The sequence below is a fragment of the Leptolyngbya sp. FACHB-671 genome (assembly GCF_014695745.1).
In the GTDB taxonomy this organism is placed as follows: domain Bacteria; phylum Cyanobacteriota; class Cyanobacteriia; order Elainellales; family Elainellaceae; genus JAAUTN01.
This window is the reverse complement of the sequence record NZ_JACJOV010000095.1, coordinates 69,935-89,317: the sequence shown is the minus strand read 5'-3', so window position 1 is coordinate 89,317 and position 19,383 is coordinate 69,935. Positions and strand designations below refer to the sequence as shown.

Below are 19,383 nucleotides of genomic sequence, written 5' to 3'. Positions count from 1 at the left end.
TTGTAATACTCCAACGAAGTGCGTTAACTAACTGGCGGCAGTGGGAAGTCGGTCGTTTGCCATGATTTCTCCGATCGGGCTGAGATAGCGGCTGGGAGCGAGCGACGGTGGTGTTTGGGCGATCGGCAATTTCGGGAACAGCAGTTCTGCGACCCGGTAAGCTTCTTCCAAATGGGGATAACCAGAGAAGATAAACGTGTCGATGCCCAGGTCGGTATATTCCTGCATCCGGGCTGCAACCGTGTCGGCATCGCCTACCAGTGCAGTTCCGGCTCCACCGCGCACCAGACCAACTCCGGCCCAAAGGTTGGGACTAATCTCCAGCGCATCACGGCTACCGTTATGAAGCTGCATCATGCGCCGCTGTCCTTCTGAGTCGGACCGATCTAACGCAGCTTGAGCAGCGGCGATCGTGCTGTCATCCAAATGCTTGATCAAATCATTCGCAGCGTCCCAGGCTTCGGAGGTGGTTTCGCGCACAATCACATGCAGGCGAATGCCAAACCGAATCGTTCTACCTTGCTCTGCGGCAAGCTGTCGGACTTCGGCAATTTTTTCTGCCACTTGAGCCGGAGGTTCACCCCAGGTTAGATACAAATCGACGTGCTTAGCCGCGACTTGCTTTGCCGCAGGCGATGATCCGCCAAAGTAGAGCGGCGGATAAGGAGACTGCACCGGCGGAAACATCAGCTTGCCGCCTTTGATATCGAGGTACTGTCCTTTGAAGTCCACTGCTTCACCGCCCATGACCTCGCGCCAGATGGAGAGAAATTCGTCGGTTAGCTGATAGCGATCGCTATGGCTCAGGTGCAGTCCATCCCCCGCCAACTCTACCGGGTCGCCGCCCGTCACCACATTCACCATTAGCCGCCCGCCTGACATCCGGTCAAAGGTAGCTGCCATTCGCGCTGACATTCCAGGAGAAGAAAGCCCAGGACGAATTGCGACTAAGAACTTCATCCGCTTTGTCATCGGAATTAGCGATGCCGCCGTAATCCAAGCATCTTCACAGGAACGCCCCGTCGGCAACAGCGCCCCGACAAACCCTAATTGGTCGATCGCCCCGGCAAGCTGCTGCAAGTATTCCGGCGTGATCGCTCTACCGCCGACTGAGGTGCCCAGATAGCGCCCTTCACCATGAGTGGGAATAAACCAAAGTACATCCATTGCGTCCATGCTCCTTCTATAACTTCGCGTCTTGAACGTTGATCTTTTCGGGGATCAAGCCCAGTTCGTGGAAGGTGTCGGCAATCTCCTGCTGGTCGGCGATCACCTCATCCGTGATCGGTTCTGCACCGTATTTGCGCCGCTGTACCACTTTTTCGAGCGTTGGCACTTCAATGCCTAATTCAGGCGAAAGCAGTTCTGCCAATTCGGTTGGATTTTCAACTGACCACTGATCGACTGCTTGAATTTCAGCCAGTAACGCCTCGACCACCTCTGGATTTTGGGAAGCAAAGTCACGCGATCCCAGGTAAAACTCTCGATTGGCAACTAACCCTTCACCATCGCGCAGCACCTTTGCCCCGATCGCATCTTCAGCGGCTGCAAAGAAAGGGTCCCAAATTACCCAGGCATCCACGCTGCCCTGCTCGAATGCGGCTCTGGCATCAGCAGGCGGTAAAAACACCACCTCAATGTCGCTCAACTGCAAGCCTGCATCCTCGATCGCCTTAACCAGCAGGTAGTGGACGTTAGATCCCTTATTCAGCACCACCCGCTTACCGCGCAGATCAGCCACCGACTGAATCTGGGAGTCCTTTGGAATCAAAATCGCTTCACTAGCGGGGCTAGCAGGTTCATTGCCGATGTAGACCAGGGGCGCACCCGCAGCCTGAGCAAAAATCGGCGGAGCTTCCCCGGTGTGACCAAACACAATGCTGCCGACATTCAGCGCTTCCAAAAGCTGTGGACCTGCCGGAAACTCAGTCCACTGCACCGCAAAGCCAAGCGGTTGCAGCCGTTCTTCTAACCCACCTCTGGCTTTGAGAATGTTGAGTGTGCCAAATTTCTGGTAGCCAATGTTGATCGTTTGAGTCGCTGTTGAGGATGTGCCAGGGCTAGTCCCCTCGCTGCTAGGAGCTTCGCTAGGGCTGCAAGCTGCCAAACTCAGGCTCAGCCCTAATCCCAAAGCAAACAAGATGGAGAAAAGGCGCTGCGATCGCCTTCCCCAAAAACTCAAAATCGACTCAATCCAACGAAATCCACCCATCGAACGCCCTAACCCTGTCATTTCCTTATTCCTCGTGCTTTATCCCTTGCGCTGTTTAGGAGCTTGAATTGTTGCGCGGCTCAGGCACGCAACAATTCAAGCAGGAGGTTTTTGCCAAATCACGTCCTGCACCTTTACCTGCTTGGGAATCAGCCCCAGTTCAAAAAAGGTGTCGGCAATTTTCTGCTGTTCTGCGACCATGTCGCCGTTAATTGGCTCAAAGCTGTAGTTGCGTCTGGCGTTGACCACATCCAAAATGGGCGCTTCGATGCCCAGAATGGGGGACAAAATGCCGACCACTTCATCTGGGTTTGCCTCTGCCCACTCTGCTACGGATTGCGTTTCAGCGGCGATCGCCTCAATCACGTCAGCATTCTCAGCCGCGAAGGAATTTGTGGCTAAGTAGAAATCTCGATTTGCTGCTAGCCCCTCACTATCCCGAATCACCCGTGCGTCAACCTGCTCTTGAGCCGCTGCATAGAAAGGGTCCCAAATCACCCAGCCGTCAATGCTCTTTTGCTCAAACGCAGCCCGCGCATCTGCCGGAGCCAGGTTAATCGCCTCCACATCGCTCCATTGCAGCCCCCTTTCCTCCAAAATGACCGCTAGCAAGTAATTCGCGCTCGATCCGCGGGTGTAGGCAATCCTTTTGCCGCGTAAATCTTCGACAGACTGCACCGGCGAATCCGCAGGCACTAACAGGGCAGAGCTGCGATCTTTGGGGGTACTGCCGCCCACGTAAACCAGAGGAGCATCTGCCGCTTGAGCAAATACGGGCGGCGCATCACCCGTCCGAGCCACATCAATGCTGCCGACGTTGAGCGCTTCTAGCATCGGCGGCCCAGCCTGAAACTCTGTCCACTCAACGGTTGCGTTCAATTCCTGCAAGCGTTTCTCTAATCCACCCCTGGCTTTGACCAGCGTGAAGGGGTCAAACTTTTGGTGCCCAATTCTCACCACTCGGCTCTCGGCAGGTGCAGATGGAGAAGCTGCTGAGTCACCAGAAACGGTTGCTGGGCTACAGGACGCAACCACCAGGCTCAAACCCAGCCCCAGCACAAACAGCAGTGACACCATTCGGTGCCGCCAAACTTGCCGAAAGCGCCTTAGTCCTGTGAAAACCGAAATTCCTGAATTGCTCATAACCCTCTTTCTACAAGTGCGATCGCCCTAAAGCGACTGGCTGGAAGACCATTCATCCTCATGCAAAATACGGTAAGTCGATGGCATTACTGTATTTAATCAGATTAAGGAGGAATATTGCACAGTTAACTTGAGAAAGCAAGTTTCTTTCGTATTCTTTCCTCAGTAAGCGTTCCAGCCTACGACTTGAAGTAGACCAAAATTTTCATGACCGATCTTGCTTTTTGAGCAGTCCTGTGGGAAGCTTCTAATCAATCAAATAATCTACGGTAAATACGTCGGTATATCGTAAATTTTGATTAAAGGTACAGGTTCATACCTTGCCCGTGCAGCTCCTAACTCTTCTCAGTGAACGGATTGTGATTCTCCTCTGCTAAATCCAACACAGCCTACCGGGATTTGTAGATTGGCAGGAGTTTGCACAATCCGTTGACTGATTTCTCGATTTGAGTTGGGAATGGCACCAGGAAACTTTTTGAGAGAGCGGTAGAGGAACAATGGGCGAACCAAAGCGAGTAAGTGACGAGTTGAGCATTGCGGGGCAGGTGACTCCTGAACAGCTTCAGCAGGCAGCAGCAGAAGGGTTCAAATCAGTGTTGAATTTGCGATCGCCTGATGAGGCAGGCGTTTTGAGCGACGAGCAGCAGCAGGCTGAGGCAGCAGGGTTGGCGTACAGCAACGTTCCATTGAGCAATTCCAATCTCAGCAACGGTCAGGTTTCAGAAGCGTTAGAGGCACTGGAAGGTTTGCCAAAGCCCGTTTTGATTCACTGTGGGGCGGGAGCAAGGGCAGGGGCGATCGCCCTAATTGCCAAAGCCACTCAGGAAAACCTATCGCCAGAAGATTTGACCGAGCAAGCAGAACAGCTTGGTCTTGAGCCAGACCAGCCACACCTGAAGCAATTTATCGAAACCCATTACCCCCCTAAAGAATTGCTACCAGAGCGCCACTGAGTCTCGCGGCAACAATAGCAACGGTTTGAGGCTGCTGTGAGTAAGAGTTGAACCGAGATACCTGCATCGTCTCAAGGGAATGGGCGATCGCACTTCACTCACTGGAGCAAGTGGAAGTCTCGCATATCGTACCAGAAACGAATCGCTTTTGTATTTCAATTGAATTCAAATACAATTCAAATTCAGACGGGGTTTGGCAAATGAACGAGGCAGAGGTATTTAAAAAACTTGAAGGGGGAGTGAGACAACGACTACACTCCCCCTTCAAGCATTTGGAACTAGAAAATTTAGAACTTTAACCAACCACACTAGGTTCTGAAACGGTTTCAGGCGCTTTGTAGCCATAGAAGTTAATGCAGTAATCGGTGATCCGGACTCCCGTTTCCTGCTCAATTTGGCGCAGCAAATCCTCGGGAAGCTGGACATGAACGTCCATGATTTGATTGGTATCAAGGCAGTTGATGTGGCTGTGGGGATCGCTCACATTGCCGTAAAGGCGTCCGTCCGATCGCTCAATACATTCGATAATATTTTGCCCAGACAAAGCTTCCAGGTTTTGATAAACAGACGTATGACCGATCGCTTTACCCTGCTGATTGAGGCGATCGTAAATTTCGCGGGCTGACAGGTGTTCCTTTGCCTGCCAAAGTAACTCTAAAATAAAGCGACGTTGTTTGCTCAGACGCATTCCTAATGCCTGACAGCGGTCAATCGCATCTTCTAGAGATTTAATGGGTTTTCTTGTAGCGACTTCATTTTGCATATCACGTACCATCAACCTCATCCAACAGGTTAGTCACCCAGTTTATTAGTTCCCACTTCACCCGATCTCAAGTGAAGATGAAACTTTAGCCTCTATTTAGCTAGACGCACCAAAGGTTATTGTTCGTTTACTAATAAAAAGTTCAAGCAGAATAGGCAAATCGCCCTAAAGCAAGACTAGAAATCCTAAAAATGTATTAGAGCTCAAATCAAACTCACTACCACTTTAACTTAGATAAGCTATAAATGCCTACTAAAGTCAAGGAATTGAAAGTCAAGGAATTGAGCGACTGTAATCTTTTCTAGGTAAAGTATCCAGAGGATGTCCTCTGTTGAACTACGCCATGACGACTACACTTCATCTTAATTCTGACCATATTCACAGCCTTGACCTGTCGCCTGCTCAGATGGTGATTCAGGCATGGCAAGAGGAAGGAGCGATCGCCAACCACGAACAACAGCTTCAGTTTGAAATTGATTATCCCCGTGACCCAACCGATCCAAGAGAGCTTTCTGAAATTCCGGAGATTCGCCTTTGGTTTGTGCGGCTAGATGCTCAATATCCCTGGCTACCATTCTTGTTGAATTGGGAAAAAGAATTAGCGCTTTATGCTGCAATGCTGGTGCCACATCAGTTCAGCCCCACAGAAGGAATTCAGTACAACCCGGAAGCGCTAGAAATTTTTGTCATGCACAAGATTTTTGTGTTGACCCACTGGATGCAAGAGCAAGGAATCAACAGCCGCACCAAGATCAAGTTCATGATCAAGATGTTGGGGTATGAGTTGGAGGATGATCTTTTTGATTTAATCCGATTCTGAGGGGCAGGGGATTGGGGGCTGAGGGTTAGAAGAGGACTGTAGAATCCAGGTGACGGCGACGAGGAGGTCTTGGGCGATGTAGTCGGGTTTGGTGGCGTGTTGATAGGTGTTGTTGAGGACGCGATCGCCATACCCTGTTTGCACCAAGATTCCAGTACAGCCTGCATTGTGCGCCAAATCTATATCAGTTGCCTTGTCCCCCACCATAAAGCTGGTACTCAGATCTAGGTCGTGCTCCCAAGCGGCAGCAACTAACATACCGGTGTTGGGTTTGCGCCAGGTTGACCAGCGGGCAAATTCAGGATTGATTCCGCCTTCTGGTGGGCTAAGGTAGGGGCAATAGTAAAGCGCATTCAGTCTTGCGCCTGCTTCAACTCTCAGTAAATTGCAAAGCCGCTGGTGTAACGCCTGGACATGGCTATCAGGATAGTAGCCTCGTGCTGGTCCAGACTGGTTAGACACCAGACAGCAAAATAGTCCTCGGTCATTGAGCAGCCGCACTGCCTGAGCCGCTCCGGGAACTAGATGCAGATCCTCAACGCGACGGATGTAGCCTGCTTCCAGATTCAGCACCCCGTCCCGGTCGAGAAATACGGCAGTTCTACCCATACCCCTTTCCCTGATTTGCGGCTACCCTCCCCAAACCTGCTTCAGCACAGTTTGAGGATCAATATCAGCAATATTTCCCGTTGGGGACTTGATTCCCACGAACTTGTCGCTTGCGGGCAGTAACTTAGCGGGATCAGTTGGGCCAAATAGGGCCAGAGTGTAAACCTTAAGTGCCACCGCCAGGTGCATAGGGGCACTGTCTGTACACAGCAGCAGATTTGCTCCAGCGATGATGGCAGCGAGTTTGCCCACATCTCCAGGTGTGGTGACTTTTAGATTGGGGCAGGCTTTGGTTAATGCTGCAACAAATTCCTGATCTTCTGGTCCCTGCACTACTACAAGCGGTAGGTCAGGCTGTCGCTGCTGAAAATCCTGAACAATTTGCTTCCATTTCTCGACCGGATAAATTTTGTCAATGCCTTTAGCCTGTGCCAGTTCACTAGAACCGCCATGAATCAGCACGTAGCCGCTACCCGGAATTCCCAATCGCTTTTGCTCGGCTTCAGCCCACCCTAGATCCCGCTTGGGAATGCTAATCGACACCTCAGGGCAAGGAGTATTGATTCCCAGACCTTGCAGCAGGTCATGATACATGTGAGCAGCGTACTGCTCAGACTTGAGGGGAACCGTATTTGTGAGAAAAATTTGCCCCCCTGCATTGCCTTTGTAGCCAACTCGCATAGCGGTGCCAGTCAACCAAAGGAGGAAACCAACGCCCCATCGCTGCCCCAAGGAGAGCGCAATGTCGTAGTAGCGATCGCGAATTACGCCCAGCAAGTTTGCCCAATCCGCCGGACTGTTGCGGTCTTTGAAGTCGAATAGGATGATTTCATCCGCCGACTTGCACACCCGGTAGGCACTTTTTGCCCTTGGTTCTACGACCACATCGATTTGAGCATCAGGATAGGTTCGCTTCAGGTCATCCAGCGTTGGAAAGAACAGAATTTGATCACCAATCCCACCAGGGACAAGAGCCACTATTCGCATAATATTTTGTTACGCATATTCGCACCCCTATTTTAAGGGAACATAGACTCGGTGAAATGCCTAATTAGAACACACTGTGAGAAAGTTAGTCTCGTGATTTAGATAGAGGGACATCGTGTATCTATTAATTCCAGCAGCAGGAGTCGGTCGGCGGATGGGGAGCAACCGCAACAAATTGCTCATGCCACTCCTGGATAAACCTCTGCTTGCCTGGACGCTCCTGACAGCCAAAGCCGCACCCAGCATTCATTGGATCGGCATTGTTGGACAGCCCCAGGACTGGCAGGACTTCAAAGAAATTGTGACAGATTTAGCTTTGACGAAGTCAGTCCGCTTTATTCAAGGCGGAGCAACTCGACAAGAGTCCGTTTATCGCGGTTTACGGGCACTACCTGCGGTTGCAGAACATGTGCTGATTCATGATGGGGCACGCTGTCTAGCAACTCCCGAACTGCTAGATCGCTGCTCTGAAGCCGTGTTGACCTATCCAGGACTGGTTGCGGCAGTGCCCGTGAAAGACACCATCAAGGTTGTCGATGAAACCAAGGCGATCGCTGGCACCCTAGACCGCAGCAAACTCTGGGCAGCCCAAACGCCCCAAGGCTTTAGCGTTGAACAATTGCTCCACTGTCACGCTGAAGGGCAACGACAGAGCATAGAGGTAACCGACGATGCAGCTCTATTCGAGCATTTTGGTTTGTCTGTTCAAATCGTAGAGGGCGAAGAAACCAATCTGAAAATTACAACCCCAGCGGATTTGGCGATCGCTGAATTCATCCTACGTCAGCGATTGAGCAGCCAGAGATAAGGTTACTTAGGAATGGGGCGATCGCTCTTTCACCGTTACCATTAGCTATGCCGATATTGCTTCAGAACGCACAGTCGGTCGATCTGCATGAGTCGGAACGCGAAGCAAACTTCCTGCTAAAGTCACAACTGCTATAGTTTCGCCTAGCATGTCAAAGAACTCAAGGCTATAACCTGGTTCAATCCCTTCAATATCATGGCGGTCAACAGCTACGCCAATATCACCTGCTCGCAAATTTTCTTCAGGGATATCCTGCAAAAGCACTACATCCGTATACAGTTCAAAGTCCATATCGCCTTCTTCATTCTGGAATTAGTGTGATCAAACGTGGAAAGTTCAGATGATAGTTTCGTATGTCTGTTTCTAACTGCTTCCAATTATCAATGCTGTAGCCGAACTGGATTAAAAGGCGAGCCTTGCACTACCCCGCCGATGGTTAGTATTTAGCAAATATCCAGTCAATTTTTCTGGCTCAATGACTGCACGTTCAAGATTTGGCAATCTCACTGTGTCAAATTTTAATTAGTAGAAGTATAAGCTTAAACTTACAATTTCTAAAAGTATCAAATGTCAATCAAGTAAGCCACGCATTTCTTCCTATCTTCGCTGTTGGAACCGCATATTCAATTTCATTTTACTCCCCTAGATAAATTAATTGCAAAACAATTGTGAAGTCCGAAGAAGTGAGCGATCGCAATACTTCTCCTCTATTCAACACAATTAACTCATCCGATCTCCACTTCCTACAAACGCCTTACTTTCTTAAAGTAAATCTTTTTAGAAAATCGCCCTTGCGAGTACCAGACAGTAACACTATCGCCCTGCTCAAGAGTGCGATACAACTTCTTGCTGACTGGAGCAACGATAATTTCCTCATTTAACTTGATGTGCAGAATGCACTTTTCAGGCAGTTGAATTTCATCTGGAATATCGTAACTAGTTGAACCGAAACCCTCATGATTATGAACAACCCTTTTGTTAACAATCTTTGTACGGGAGGGTATATATCCCTTCTCTGCGAGAATTCCACGCTCATTCTTTACTCGGCTAAATAGATCAAGAACTTTATAACCAAACTGGTGTCCAAACCAAGTCAAGACCACCAAAGTAAACAAAACTATCAGAATAGCGATGCCTGTAATACCCAAAAAAGCGATGCTCTCCACAATTGCTATCCTCTGTAATAATGCGTACCTTTTTCTTTAATCCGTATGTACGACCACTAAAGTTTGCTTGTAAGCAAAAGTACTATGCTCTTGGGTGTCCTCGCGGCCAGCATTTTACTGAATCAACCATCTCAATCTATTCCGATCTCAACTGCTGCTTTAAATTCTCTGGTAGATTAATCACTGTTTCTAAACCTCGAACATTTTTCCAGTTCTCTTGAACAGTCTTATTAGTCACTATGACCTGACTAAGATTTGCTCCTGCAAGACAAGCTCCGCTTAAATCGGCATCAATTAGAATTGCTTGACTGAGGTTCGTTCCACTGAGATCAGCTCTTCTAAGATTTGCCTTGTAAAAGTTCGCATATCTTAAATCGGCACCTCTTAAATCTATTTCTTCTAAGTTTGCCTCCTCAAAGTTTGTATGGATTAAGTATGCGCCCCTAAGCGCTACTTGACTTAAATCAATACCTTTGAGGAATTTCCCAGCAATTTCCTTGAACGTCCAAACGTGAATGCAGTAACTCCAGCTTATGATTCGAAGTAGACGAAAGCGATCAGAATCATTAGTGCCGCTTTGTCCGCAAAGATAAAAACTGATTTTCTCTTTTAACTGAGTATCAGTTTGAGCGTATCGATGTAGCTCAGAAAGTAAAATAATGACATTTAGTCCTACGTAGGTATCTATTTGTCGCTGCCCTAAATTTTCCAAAGTAGGGCTTTGATATCTCAGTAGCTGTCTTATAAGTCGCATTTTTCTTTGAGGCAAATTTTCTGGCGGCGCATCAATGAACTCGCCGTTATACCAGCGAAGGTAAAAGTTTTCTAAGCGATTGAATAAGCAAATTGGATCAAATTCAGAATTCTTGATCAGCAATACCATCAGGTATTCTACGATTTCCGGGGTGAGCCCGCCGTAGCCGAGGAGATCGTAGATTTCCCAGTCCATTTGTTCGGTAGGGACGTAGAATTCGCGACGGCGATCGCCCCCCTTTGACCAGTCCTCGATCGCTTCTTTGAGTCGTTCTGCACAGAGAAATTCGCTGAAGCTTTTGTGGGTAAACTCAACAAAGCCAGAGCCTTTTCTGCCTGATTCCATGTAGAAGGCGGATAGGGCATTTCGCAAAGGGCTGTCCTGTAGACGGTTTTGAGCAGCTTCCAACAAGCTTTTGGCATTGTCGTCGCTTTTGAGGCGTTCTTCGATCATGGCGATCGCCGCCGACTCACCGCCTGACTGCACTACACAGAGTCCAGCTTCTGCTAGGATGCGGTGCAGTCCTTCGGTTTCGAGTTCAGTCAGGTCGCGGTTGAGCAGTTCGGGGCGTTGTTTCGTTAGCACCCAATCCAGTGTTTTTTGGTAGATCAGCACTTTGGCGCTGGCTTCGCTGGCAGCTTCAAACATTTCTAAGCGCAACTCTCCATCCCGGTGCATCGCTGCCAGGAGATAGAGTAGCAGCGGTTCTCGTGTAAGTTCCTGGACGCGATCGGGCAGGCGCGGATCGTGCAAGATTTCCTTGAGATGAGTTGGGTCTGCATCAACCAGTTCTCCCCATTGGGCGAGCCACTGTCCTTGGAGTTCGTCATCCATTGGCAGCAGTTCGACTCGCTCCAGGTTGGGTGGCATCAGTCGTTCAATGCTTTGGAGAGAAAGAGAACGTCCCGTGACCAGAATGCGGTGTCCTTTTTCAGAGTTGTGGGCGCAGCTTTCCTGGAACCTACCGACCTGGCGCAAAAATTCTTCCAGTCCGCCGCTGGTTCTGCCTTCCATGAGCAGTTCGTCAAAGCCGTCGAGCAGAAACAGGAAGCGAATGTTGCGATCGGTGAGCCATCCGGGATCGTTTTCGGCGAAGTCGCGGTCTATGGCTTTTCGCAGGGTTTCTTCAAAGTCTTTTTCCAACGTGCGGACATCGCGCAAACGAATCAGAATCGGCGTCCAGCGGGGATGCTCATGCTGTCGCACCCAGTCGGCAAACATCCGGCAGAAAACGCTCTTACCGCGACCCGGTCCGCCCTGAATAAATAGGACGCGATCGCCCTTCTCCACGTCATTTAATAGTTGCCTTGCCCACTGTTCTATCTGAACAGGTGACTGATTTGAATCAGGCTCCCCATTTTTTTGAATCAGCTGCGCTTTCAGCGGCACATAGATATCTCGAAAGCTAAATTGCTCATCGAACACCCGCTCCAGCGGTCGTCGCTGAATTCTCTCGCTGAGATAGCTATCGATGCTGAAGTATTTCTCAAACACTTCCCGACCGCCCAAGCGGTACCAGTCCACCAACTGCTTAACAGATTCGCCAGCGTTGATTAGGGCAGGCAGCATATACTCATCTGTGTTGCGTGCAACCCGTTCAGCAATTTGGATGGCGGCTTCAGGTTTAATGCCCAGTTCTGTTAAGCGGGCTGTGAGGGCTTCGTTAAAGGCTTTCGCGAGTTTAGATTCGTGGAAAAAGGCGATTGCCCGTCGCGCCTCTTTATCATCAATTTCTAGCTCACCCAACTGCCGAATTTGCCGCTGCACCCCTTCCGATGCAGGCTCCTGACCAATTTTCTTCAGTAGTTGTTCTCGATTTCTCAATCCCACCAAAATTGCTCTAAAGCTTTCCAGGTAGGCTGCTTGACTCACTAGCCCTACTGATTGAGCCAAGGATGGTTCTGTCTGAGTGGTTTCTAAGTAAAACTTCAGCAGCCCAGTGGCAATGGAAACAAAAGGCAGCGTTGATTCTGCTAGCTTTGCCAGCGGCAAATTCAACACATCCAAAAGTGAGGAAACCCTAGCAATCTGCGGTGCGAGCTTTTCAATTTCTGCATCCTGTAGTGCTTCTGCCAGACCGAATACAGCATTAGCAGCGTCAACGCCGCTCGTGACGGTATCTGTTGAAAACAAGTCCTTAATGTCGGTGGTTAAAAACTTCCAGATCCGAGTCGCCATCGCTATTTTTATCTCGCTGCCGCATCAAGCTAACCCAAATTTTGATATCAACTCCAAAAATTAGGGCTACAGATGGAAAGGCAAAAAAGGGAGGAAGCAAAGTTTGCGGAAATATTGCGATCGCTTCGGAATCTACTTAAAGCGATAGTCGAGAGCAAGGTTACGAGGAGTCCGAGATGAGTGTGGGATTAGGTGAACAGCAGGCAGTAGTTCAAGGTGATTCAGCTAATCGGGGAATGAAGATTGGTTTGACGCGCACCCTGACATGTTTGATGGCTGTGGTGGCGATCGCCTGTCAGGCTCCTCCTTCATCCACTGTTGAAGCTGCAAACAATCTGACTCCAGCAGATGCGATCGCCCAATCCAGCGAGTCACCTACTGAAACTGAATCCAACAATTCCACCGTTTATGAAAGCGATCGCCTTGGCTTTAGCTTCGATGTCCCTGATGGTTTCACAGTAGATAACTCCTTGGAAAGCGCTGAGATTGAAGGGGAATATGACTTTCGTGGGCAGGTAGAGATTTGGTCAGATGCAGACTATGCAGACGTTCAAGCAGGAGCCTATGAGGGCGGCACAGAATATCCCCCCAACGTCAGCATTACGGTTTACAACCATCCCGAACAATCACTGCAAGCTTGGGTAGAGGGTCACAATCGGTTCGTGATGATTGGGGAATACAGTGCAGTGACGGTAGCAGGGCAGGAGGCGATCGCCTTTGACTCTGACGGGCTGTATCGCAGCAAAAATATCGTATTCTCCAGCCCTAATGGTGAAGATATTGTCGTTATCTCTTATGCTGAGGGCGGCGAAGGGTACGAACAGGCATTTCAAGAAATCATTTCGACCTTTGAATTCACTAATTTAGGTCAGTAAGTAGCACGATATTTGAAAAGTTTAATCTGTTGCCCAAATGCGTCTAGGGGCGTAGCATTCGGCAGATAAACCTGGAATTAAATTGAGAATTTTTGCCCGAATGCTACGCCACTACAGAAGATGTGCGCTATTCTTCAAACTCGTAAATGATTTTGAATGATTTTGGGCTGCTATAGTGTTTTCCTATTGGGAATGCTGGTCATAATTCAAATTGATAAGTATATTTGTACTTAACTTCCTAACCCTGCCTGCGAGTGTTTATTAAGCGCGTCGAACTTTCCCACTTCAAGTCCTTTGGCGGCACGACGCAGGTTCCTTTGCTGCCGGGGTTTACCGTGATTTCGGGTCCCAATGGGTCGGGCAAGTCCAACATTCTAGATGCGCTGCTGTTTTGCCTGGGTCTATCCAGTTCAAAAGGAATGCGGGCAGAGCGATTGCCCGATCTCGTCAACCAAAATCAGGTCAGCCGCGGACGGGCAACGGTAGAAGCCAGCGTCACGGTGACTTTTGCAATTGAGCCAGAAGATCTGGAAGGTCTAGACGAAGAGGATCTCCAGGGGCTAGTCGCTCAGGTCAATGGCACGAACGCCTCCAACAGCAAGAATGGTACTGCCAAAAATGGTTCAGCCCGCAAAAACGGTTCGGTGAACGGCGCTGACGGTGCAGATGCCGTCGGGAATGGAAACGGAGCAAACGGCAACGGCACCCCAAATGGGCATTCGGACGGCGCAGAAACCTTGCAGCTTGTTTCCGGTTTGGCGTTGTTTAGCGAATGGAACGTGACGCGAAAACTGCGGGTAACGCAGCAGGGAACCTATACGTCTAACTATTTCATCAACAGTCAACCCTGTACCCTGACAGAACTGCACGAGCAGCTTCACAAATTTCATATCTACCCGGAAGGCTATAACGTCGTGCTTCAGGGAGACGTAACCAGTATTATTTCGATGAATCCGCGTGAACGGCGGGAGATCATCGACGAACTGGCAGGTGTGGCATCGTTTGATCGCAAGATCGGTCAGGCAAAGGAAAAGCTAAATGCTGTCAAGGAGCGTGAGGAAAAGTTTCGGATTGTCGAGAAAGAACTGATTGCCCAGCGCGATCGCCTCTCCCAAGACCGGATCAAAGCCGAAAAATATCAGCGACTCAAAGCCGAACTCCAAACCAAAACCCAGTGGGAAGCGGTGCTGGCATGGCGAGGTCAGCAGCGGCAGGTGCAGCAGTTGACCGAGCAAATTGAGGCAGGCGATCGCACTTCCAGCGACCTGACTACCCAGCTTGCAACTCTAGCAACCGAAATTCAGCAATCCACCGCAGAGTTAGACTCCCTCAACGCTCGTGTTAAAGCACTCGGCGAAGATGAACAGCTTGCGCTCCAGTCCACTCAAGCAAGCCGTGAGGCGGAACTGCGCCAGCTTCAGCGTCAGGAGCAGGAATTGGTCAATGCCAGCCGTGACCTGTCAACAAATTTGGCTCGAACCCAGCGAGAAATTCAGGAACATGTCCAAACCCTGGACAAGCTTTCTCAGGAAAAGCATGAGGTGGAGACGCGATCGATCGCTGCTCTAATCCAGGGGCAGGATCAAGCACAACAGGCATTAGACAAGAGCCGTGAAGCTGCTAGTGCGATCGCTACTGCCTCTGAAGCCTGGGTGCAAGAGCAAACCACCCTGCGCCACCAGATCGACACGCTGCTCAAAACTATTGAGCCGCAGCGCACTGAACAAGCAATGCTGCAAGAACGGGTAACGCAGCTTCGCCAAAAAATTCAAGAACAGACCGAGGGGTTGGAGGCGATCGCTCAGGAAATTGCCACAAAGCAAGAGCAGTACGCCCAGGCAAAAGAATCCCAAAATCTGGCCAAAATTCACCTGGAAACTCTGCAAAGGCTGATGACTGCTGCTGAAGAGGAATTACAAACCCAGCAGGACACCCAGAGCCGCCTGATGCAAGAGCAGCGCGACAAGCAGCGGCAGCTTGACAAGTTAGAAGCGCAAACCCAGGCACTTCAAGAGGCACAAGGCACCAATGCCACCCAGATTCTGATGCAAGCGGGATTGCCCGGTGTCTGTGGTCTGGTTGCTCAGTTAGGACGGGTCGATCCCCAGTACCAGCTTGCGCTAGAAATTGCGGCAGGTGGGCGATTAGGCTGTCTGGTGGTTGAAGATGACGGCGTAGCCGCCGCTGGAATTCAACTGTTAAAGCAACGGCGAGGTGGACGGGCAACCTTTCTGCCGCTCAACAAGATTCGCGGCTCACAAAATTCTGCAATCCCTACCTGGAATCGCCCAGAGGGCTTCATTGACTATGCTGCCAACCTAATCGACTGCGACAATCGCTATCGAGACATTTTCGCCTATGTGTTTGGCAATACGGTTGTGTTTTCCTCCATGAGTCAGGCACGGCGACATCTAGGGCAATATCGCATCGTCACCCTGGAAGGAGAACTGCTGGAAACTAGTGGCGCAATGACGGGTGGCAGTGTCTCGACCCGTCAAGGTTCTCTCCGTTTTGGCACCGTTCAGTCCGGCGAATCCGCAGAGGCGATCGCCCTGCACGAACGACTTCAGGTGATCGAGCAAATTCTTAAGCGCTGTCAGAACGCGATCACCCAAGCAGTGACCGCAGTGAAAGAGCGATCGCAGGCACTCACAGAGGGTCGCCAGCAGCAGCGAGAACTCCAGCTTCAGTCCGAGCAGCTTCGGACGCAAATCAATAGCCTGGTCGCCCAGGAAGCCCAGATTCGTACCCAGCTTTGCCAAAACACGCAGGAGCTTGCCACCGCTCAAACTCGCCTGCAAACGCTAGAGCAAGACTTACCCGTCCAGGAAGCGGACCTGGAGCAGCAGCGTCAGGTGCTATCTGACCTGGAGCAATCTCAAACTCACAGCGAATGGCAGCAAATTCAAACTACTATTCGCACCCAAGAAGCTCACTTGAGCGAACAACAGCTTGCCCTGAGAACAGCAGAACAGCGCTTGCAGGATTTGGAAACCCAGAGTCAGCGCCTCCAAGAAAAAATTAGCCAATACCAGCAGCGGGTGCAGGAATATCGCACTCAGCAAACGACCCAGCTTAACCAGCAGTCTGCCCTTAGCACCCAATCGTCTGCCCTGACGGAGCAAATCGCCCAAACCCAAGCTGCTCTGGCTGCCTTGGAGCAAACTCTTTCTGCCGAAAAGCAAGAGCGCGATCGCGTCGAACGTCAACTGCGCGATCGCCAAACCCTTCAGCAGCAGCGAGAATGGGAACTGCGAAAGCTCCAGGAAACCCAGCAAGCCCGACGCGAGGAATTGGTCACGCTCCAGGGTCAGCTAGAAACACAGCAGGCAGAATTGCCCGATCCCCTACCAGAAGTGCCTGAAGAGTTGGGCTTGGAAGAATTGCAGCAGGGGTTGCGATCGCTGCAAAAACGCCTCCAGGCAATGGAACCCGTCAACATGCTAGCCCTCGAAGAACACGAGCGCACCCAAGCCCGTCTCGACGAACTCAGCCAAAAATTGTCCACCTTAGAAGAAGAAAGAACCGAATTACTGCTGCGAATCGAAAACTTCACCACGCTGCGCCAACGTGCCTTCAAAGAAGCCTTCGATGCAGTTAACCAAAACTTTCAGGCAATTTTTGCCGAACTCTCTGACGGCGACGGCTACCTCCAGCTTGATGATCCCCAAGACCCATTTGCCAGCGGGTTGAACCTGGTTGCCCACCCTAAAGGTAAGCCAGTTCGTCGTTTAGCTTCCATGTCCGGGGGTGAAAAATCGCTCACTGCTCTCAGTTTCATCTTTGCCCTTCAGCGCTATCGTCCCTCCCCCTTCTACGCCTTTGATGAGGTAGATATGTTTTTGGATGGGGCAAATGTGGAGCGATTAGCTAGAATGATTAAGCATCAGGCACAGCAAGCGCAGTTTATTGTAGTGAGTCTCCGTCGCCCTATGATCGAGTCTGCCGAGCGTACAATTGGCGTAACTCAGGCAAGAGGAGCTTATACTCAGGTTCTAGGGATAAACCTGCAAGGTGCGCCCGTTTGATTTCACTAATACGGATTTCCCCCATACGGATATTTCATTTGTACCTGTACTATTGTTGATATCTCAGCAAGGTTCGAGATCAGGACTCGAAAATGACATCTGAACAACTCTGTCAACGTTCCGACCTTTTAGGCACTCAAGTCATTACCCGCAGCACGGGTAAGCGCTTGGGGGTAATCAGTCAGCTTTGGGTGGATATCGATCGCCGAGAGGTCGTCGCCCTCGGCTTAAGAGAAAGTATGCTGTCTGGGGTGCTGTCCAGTACGCAGCAAATGATGCTCCTTGACAGCATTCGTCAAATTGGCGATGTCATTCTGGTTGATGATGAAACCGTTCTAGAAGATGCATTCAACGCAGAAGCCTACAGTGCTCTGATTAACAGCGAAGTTATCACTGAAACGGGCGAGCTTCTAGGCAAAGTTCGAGGTTTCAAGTTCAACACCTATGACGGCAGAGTTGTCTCTCTGATCATTGCGTCTATCGGTCTTCCCATGATTCCCGATCAGGTGATCAGCACCTACGAGCTGTCGATTGACGAGGTCGTCAGTAGTGGTCCCGATCGCCTCATCGTGTTTGAGGGTGCTGAAGAAAAAATGAACCAGCTCACGGTGGGTGTCCTAGAGCGTCTGGGTATTGGCAAACCGCCCTGGGATCGAGACGAGGATGAAGACTACTACGTCATGCCAACCTCCGCCTCCAACCAGCTAGGAACAGGAGCACGTACCTCTGCTGCCCCTTCAGTCCGGCTAGAAGCTCCGATTGCCCGTGAAACCTGGGACGATGACAACTGGAGCGAAGCTCAGCCCGCTGCCCGTCAATTGCGTGAACCGCTGCGTCAGCGTCAGCCTGAACCTGCTTACTACGACGACGATGTAGAAGAGGATAACTGGGGTGGACAGACAGAAGAAGAGTACACCGAGGCAGTTTACATCGAGCAGCCTACCTACCGCGAACCTAAACGTCTAGAGCAGCAATACGACGAAGTTCTAGAAGATGCGTGGGCAGACGATGAAAATCCCAAACCCTACCGTCCACCGCAAATTAATATTCCTGAAAAGCGGAAAGTCGTAGAGTACGAAGAAGAAGCAGACTATTAAGTTAGTCTGTCAGGTAACATTAAATTCTCTTACAGGGACGAGATGCATTTCGTCCCTGTAATTCTTTCTAATAACGTTTCTCTTAAAAGAGGCGACAGATGGAAGGGCATCCCGCAGAGTGGGGTGCCCTTCCATCTGTCGCCCTAATTTTTGGAATTGGTGTAACTCTCAATTTACGCAAGCTTTAAGGGGTGAGTCCGGACTCGGTAGAAATGAGGAGAATACTGCCTGTGAGCGTGTTTTTCTTTCAACCTCTGCAAGACTATGAACGTCAAGCTCGTTTTAGGCTGTGTAGCCCTGTTGGCAGCAGTTTCTCCCGTCACTATCCGGTTTGCCAGAATTCTTACTGCCCCACCTGACACTAGTCAGCCTGTAGGGGTTGAAACCTCAACTGTGAGTTCTCCCCCCGCCTCAGAACCTCGATCAAGCGAGGTTGAAAAAACGCTGCAAACAGGCGACTGCATTCGCTGTAATTTGAGCGGAGCCAACCTGAGTGGTAATGATCTAAGCCGCGTAAATTTAACTGAAGCAGACCTTTCTAATGCAAACCTGAGCCAAACCAAACTAACCAACGCGATCCTGACCGGTACTCTGCTAAACCAGGCTAACCTCGAACGAGCCACTCTAGATGGTGCTGACCTCCAGGGAGCAGACCTAAGTGGAGCCAATTTAACTGAAGCTCAGATGATGCACGTCAGCATGTCTAGAGCAAACCTGAACGGCGTAAATCTTCATGGGGCAGAGCTGCGAGATGCTGACCTCAGCGCCACTCAGATTAGCCAAGCCGATTTAAGTGAAGCCAGCCTATACGGAGCGGTATTGCGGGATGCTGATCTATCAGGTACCAACTTGAGTGGGTCTGATTTGCGCTATGCCGACTTGTCTAACGCCAACTTAGAGGGTGCTGACCTGACCAATGCTCAACTAGAGTTTGCGACGCTGCCAGAAGGCTTTAACTACGAAGGCACCATTATTTACTGAAACCGGAAT

Annotated in this window: 17 protein-coding genes; 7 read left to right on the top strand and 10 right to left on the bottom strand. The window is 50.2% G+C overall.

Annotation, left to right across the window (positions count from 1 at the left end; genetic code table 11):
* Nucleotides 1-27: 27 nt before the first annotated feature.
* The 3 genes from ssuD to H6F93_RS13095 form a co-directional block, all read right to left on the bottom strand.
* A complete protein-coding gene (ssuD, locus tag H6F93_RS13105; protein WP_190681324.1) occupies nt 28-1,167 on the bottom strand; it encodes an FMNH2-dependent alkanesulfonate monooxygenase in 1,140 nt (379 codons plus the stop codon).
* Between the two features lie 16 nt (nt 1,168-1,183).
* Nucleotides 1,184-2,233, bottom strand: a complete 1,050-nt coding sequence (locus H6F93_RS13100; RefSeq protein ID WP_199313685.1) for a sulfonate ABC transporter substrate-binding protein — start codon at nt 2,231-2,233, stop codon at nt 1,184-1,186.
* A gap of 75 nt (nt 2,234-2,308) precedes the next feature.
* Nucleotides 2,309-3,355, bottom strand: a complete 1,047-nt coding sequence (locus H6F93_RS13095) for a sulfonate ABC transporter substrate-binding protein (RefSeq protein WP_242043432.1) — start codon at nt 3,353-3,355, stop codon at nt 2,309-2,311.
* A 497-nt stretch (nt 3,356-3,852) separates the two neighbouring features.
* Here H6F93_RS13095 and H6F93_RS13090 point away from each other — a divergent pair, with 497 nt between their 5' ends.
* Nucleotides 3,853-4,308 (top strand): protein tyrosine phosphatase family protein, encoded by a 456-nt coding sequence (locus H6F93_RS13090; protein ID WP_190681322.1) that lies wholly within the window; start codon nt 3,853-3,855, stop codon nt 4,306-4,308.
* A gap of 295 nt (nt 4,309-4,603) precedes the next feature.
* Here the strand turns inward: H6F93_RS13090 and H6F93_RS13085 are convergent, their stop codons facing one another.
* Nucleotides 4,604-5,083 carry a Fur family transcriptional regulator gene (locus H6F93_RS13085; RefSeq protein WP_242042540.1) on the bottom strand — a complete coding sequence of 160 codons (480 nt, stop codon included), beginning with the start codon at nt 5,081-5,083 and terminating at the stop codon, nt 4,604-4,606.
* Nucleotides 5,084-5,414: 331 nt separating this feature from the next.
* Here H6F93_RS13085 and H6F93_RS13080 point away from each other — a divergent pair, with 331 nt between their 5' ends.
* Complete coding sequence (locus H6F93_RS13080) at nt 5,415-5,891, top strand: CRR6 family NdhI maturation factor (protein WP_190644256.1); 477 nt, start codon at nt 5,415-5,417, stop codon at nt 5,889-5,891.
* Here H6F93_RS13080 and H6F93_RS13075 read toward each other — a convergent pair.
* Both H6F93_RS13075 and H6F93_RS13070 read right to left on the bottom strand, forming a co-directional pair.
* Nucleotides 5,877-6,500, bottom strand: a complete 624-nt coding sequence (locus tag H6F93_RS13075; RefSeq protein ID WP_190681320.1) for a D-glycero-alpha-D-manno-heptose-1,7-bisphosphate 7-phosphatase — start codon at nt 6,498-6,500, stop codon at nt 5,877-5,879. The two genes, H6F93_RS13080 and H6F93_RS13075, sit on opposite strands and share 15 nt — an antisense overlap.
* 21 nt (nt 6,501-6,521) lie before the next feature.
* Nucleotides 6,522-7,487 carry a glycosyltransferase family 9 protein gene (locus H6F93_RS13070; protein ID WP_190681319.1) on the bottom strand — a complete coding sequence of 322 codons (966 nt, stop codon included), beginning with the start codon at nt 7,485-7,487 and terminating at the stop codon, nt 6,522-6,524.
* 115 nt (nt 7,488-7,602) lie between these two features.
* On the opposite strand from H6F93_RS13070, the gene ispD reads away from it, so the two are divergent.
* Nucleotides 7,603-8,295, top strand: a complete 693-nt coding sequence (gene ispD, locus H6F93_RS13065) for a 2-C-methyl-D-erythritol 4-phosphate cytidylyltransferase (protein ID WP_190681317.1) — start codon at nt 7,603-7,605, stop codon at nt 8,293-8,295.
* 45 nt (nt 8,296-8,340) lie between these two features.
* Here ispD and H6F93_RS13060 read toward each other — a convergent pair whose 3' ends face one another.
* The 4 genes from H6F93_RS13060 to H6F93_RS13050 form a co-directional block, all read right to left on the bottom strand.
* Nucleotides 8,341-8,586, bottom strand: a complete 246-nt coding sequence (locus tag H6F93_RS13060; RefSeq protein WP_190681315.1) for a DUF4926 domain-containing protein — start codon at nt 8,584-8,586, stop codon at nt 8,341-8,343.
* A 111-nt stretch (nt 8,587-8,697) separates the two neighbouring features.
* Complete coding sequence (locus H6F93_RS35785; protein WP_524537942.1) at nt 8,698-8,802, bottom strand: DUF6883 domain-containing protein; 105 nt, start codon at nt 8,800-8,802, stop codon at nt 8,698-8,700.
* Between the two features lie 236 nt (nt 8,803-9,038).
* Nucleotides 9,039-9,461, bottom strand: coding sequence for a hypothetical protein (locus H6F93_RS13055; RefSeq protein WP_190681313.1), 423 nt, complete (start codon nt 9,459-9,461; stop codon nt 9,039-9,041).
* A 136-nt stretch (nt 9,462-9,597) separates the two neighbouring features.
* Entirely contained in the window at nt 9,598-12,393 is a 2,796-nt protein-coding gene (locus H6F93_RS13050) for an NACHT domain-containing protein (RefSeq protein WP_190681311.1), read from the bottom strand.
* Nucleotides 12,394-12,569: 176 nt separating this feature from the next.
* On the opposite strand from H6F93_RS13050, the gene H6F93_RS13045 reads away from it, so the two are divergent.
* From H6F93_RS13045 to H6F93_RS13030, 4 genes are all read left to right on the top strand, one after another.
* A complete protein-coding gene (locus H6F93_RS13045) occupies nt 12,570-13,268 on the top strand; it encodes a hypothetical protein (RefSeq protein WP_190644263.1) in 699 nt (232 codons plus the stop codon).
* Between the two features lie 254 nt (nt 13,269-13,522).
* Entirely contained in the window at nt 13,523-17,296 is a 3,774-nt protein-coding gene (smc, locus tag H6F93_RS13040; RefSeq protein WP_190681309.1) for a chromosome segregation protein SMC, read from the top strand.
* 92 nt (nt 17,297-17,388) lie between these two features.
* Nucleotides 17,389-18,393 (top strand): PRC-barrel domain-containing protein, encoded by a 1,005-nt coding sequence (locus H6F93_RS13035; RefSeq protein ID WP_190681307.1) that lies wholly within the window; start codon nt 17,389-17,391, stop codon nt 18,391-18,393.
* Nucleotides 18,394-18,657: 264 nt separating this feature from the next.
* Entirely contained in the window at nt 18,658-19,374 is a 717-nt protein-coding gene (locus H6F93_RS13030; protein ID WP_190681305.1) for a pentapeptide repeat-containing protein, read from the top strand.
* Nucleotides 19,375-19,383: the final 9 nt, after the last annotated feature.

Bases quoted from the DNA above. Each gene is read 5' to 3' on its own strand.
- H6F93_RS13060 (WP_190681315.1), bottom strand. From the start codon at position 8,586: ATGGACTTTGAACTGTATACGGATGTAGTGCTTTTGCAGGATATCCCT.
- H6F93_RS13095 (WP_242043432.1), bottom strand. From the start codon at position 3,355: ATGAGCAATTCAGGAATTTCGGTTTTCACAGGACTAAGGCGCTTTCGG.
- H6F93_RS13085 (WP_242042540.1), bottom strand. From the start codon at position 5,083: ATGGTACGTGATATGCAAAATGAAGTCGCTACAAGAAAACCCATTAAA.
- ssuD (WP_190681324.1), bottom strand. From the start codon at position 1,167: ATGGATGTACTTTGGTTTATTCCCACTCATGGTGAAGGGCGCTATCTG.
- H6F93_RS13075 (WP_190681320.1), bottom strand. From the start codon at position 6,500: ATGGGTAGAACTGCCGTATTTCTCGACCGGGACGGGGTGCTGAATCTG.
- H6F93_RS13050 (WP_190681311.1), bottom strand. From the start codon at position 12,393: ATGGCGACTCGGATCTGGAAGTTTTTAACCACCGACATTAAGGACTTG.
- H6F93_RS13070 (WP_190681319.1), bottom strand. From the start codon at position 7,487: ATGCGAATAGTGGCTCTTGTCCCTGGTGGGATTGGTGATCAAATTCTG.
- H6F93_RS13030 (WP_190681305.1), top strand. From the start codon at position 18,658: ATGAACGTCAAGCTCGTTTTAGGCTGTGTAGCCCTGTTGGCAGCAGTT.
- H6F93_RS13100 (WP_199313685.1), bottom strand. From the start codon at position 2,233: ATGACAGGGTTAGGGCGTTCGATGGGTGGATTTCGTTGGATTGAGTCG.
- H6F93_RS13090 (WP_190681322.1), top strand. From the start codon at position 3,853: ATGGGCGAACCAAAGCGAGTAAGTGACGAGTTGAGCATTGCGGGGCAG.
- H6F93_RS13045 (WP_190644263.1), top strand. From the start codon at position 12,570: ATGAGTGTGGGATTAGGTGAACAGCAGGCAGTAGTTCAAGGTGATTCA.
- H6F93_RS13035 (WP_190681307.1), top strand. From the start codon at position 17,389: ATGACATCTGAACAACTCTGTCAACGTTCCGACCTTTTAGGCACTCAA.
- H6F93_RS13080 (WP_190644256.1), top strand. From the start codon at position 5,415: ATGACGACTACACTTCATCTTAATTCTGACCATATTCACAGCCTTGAC.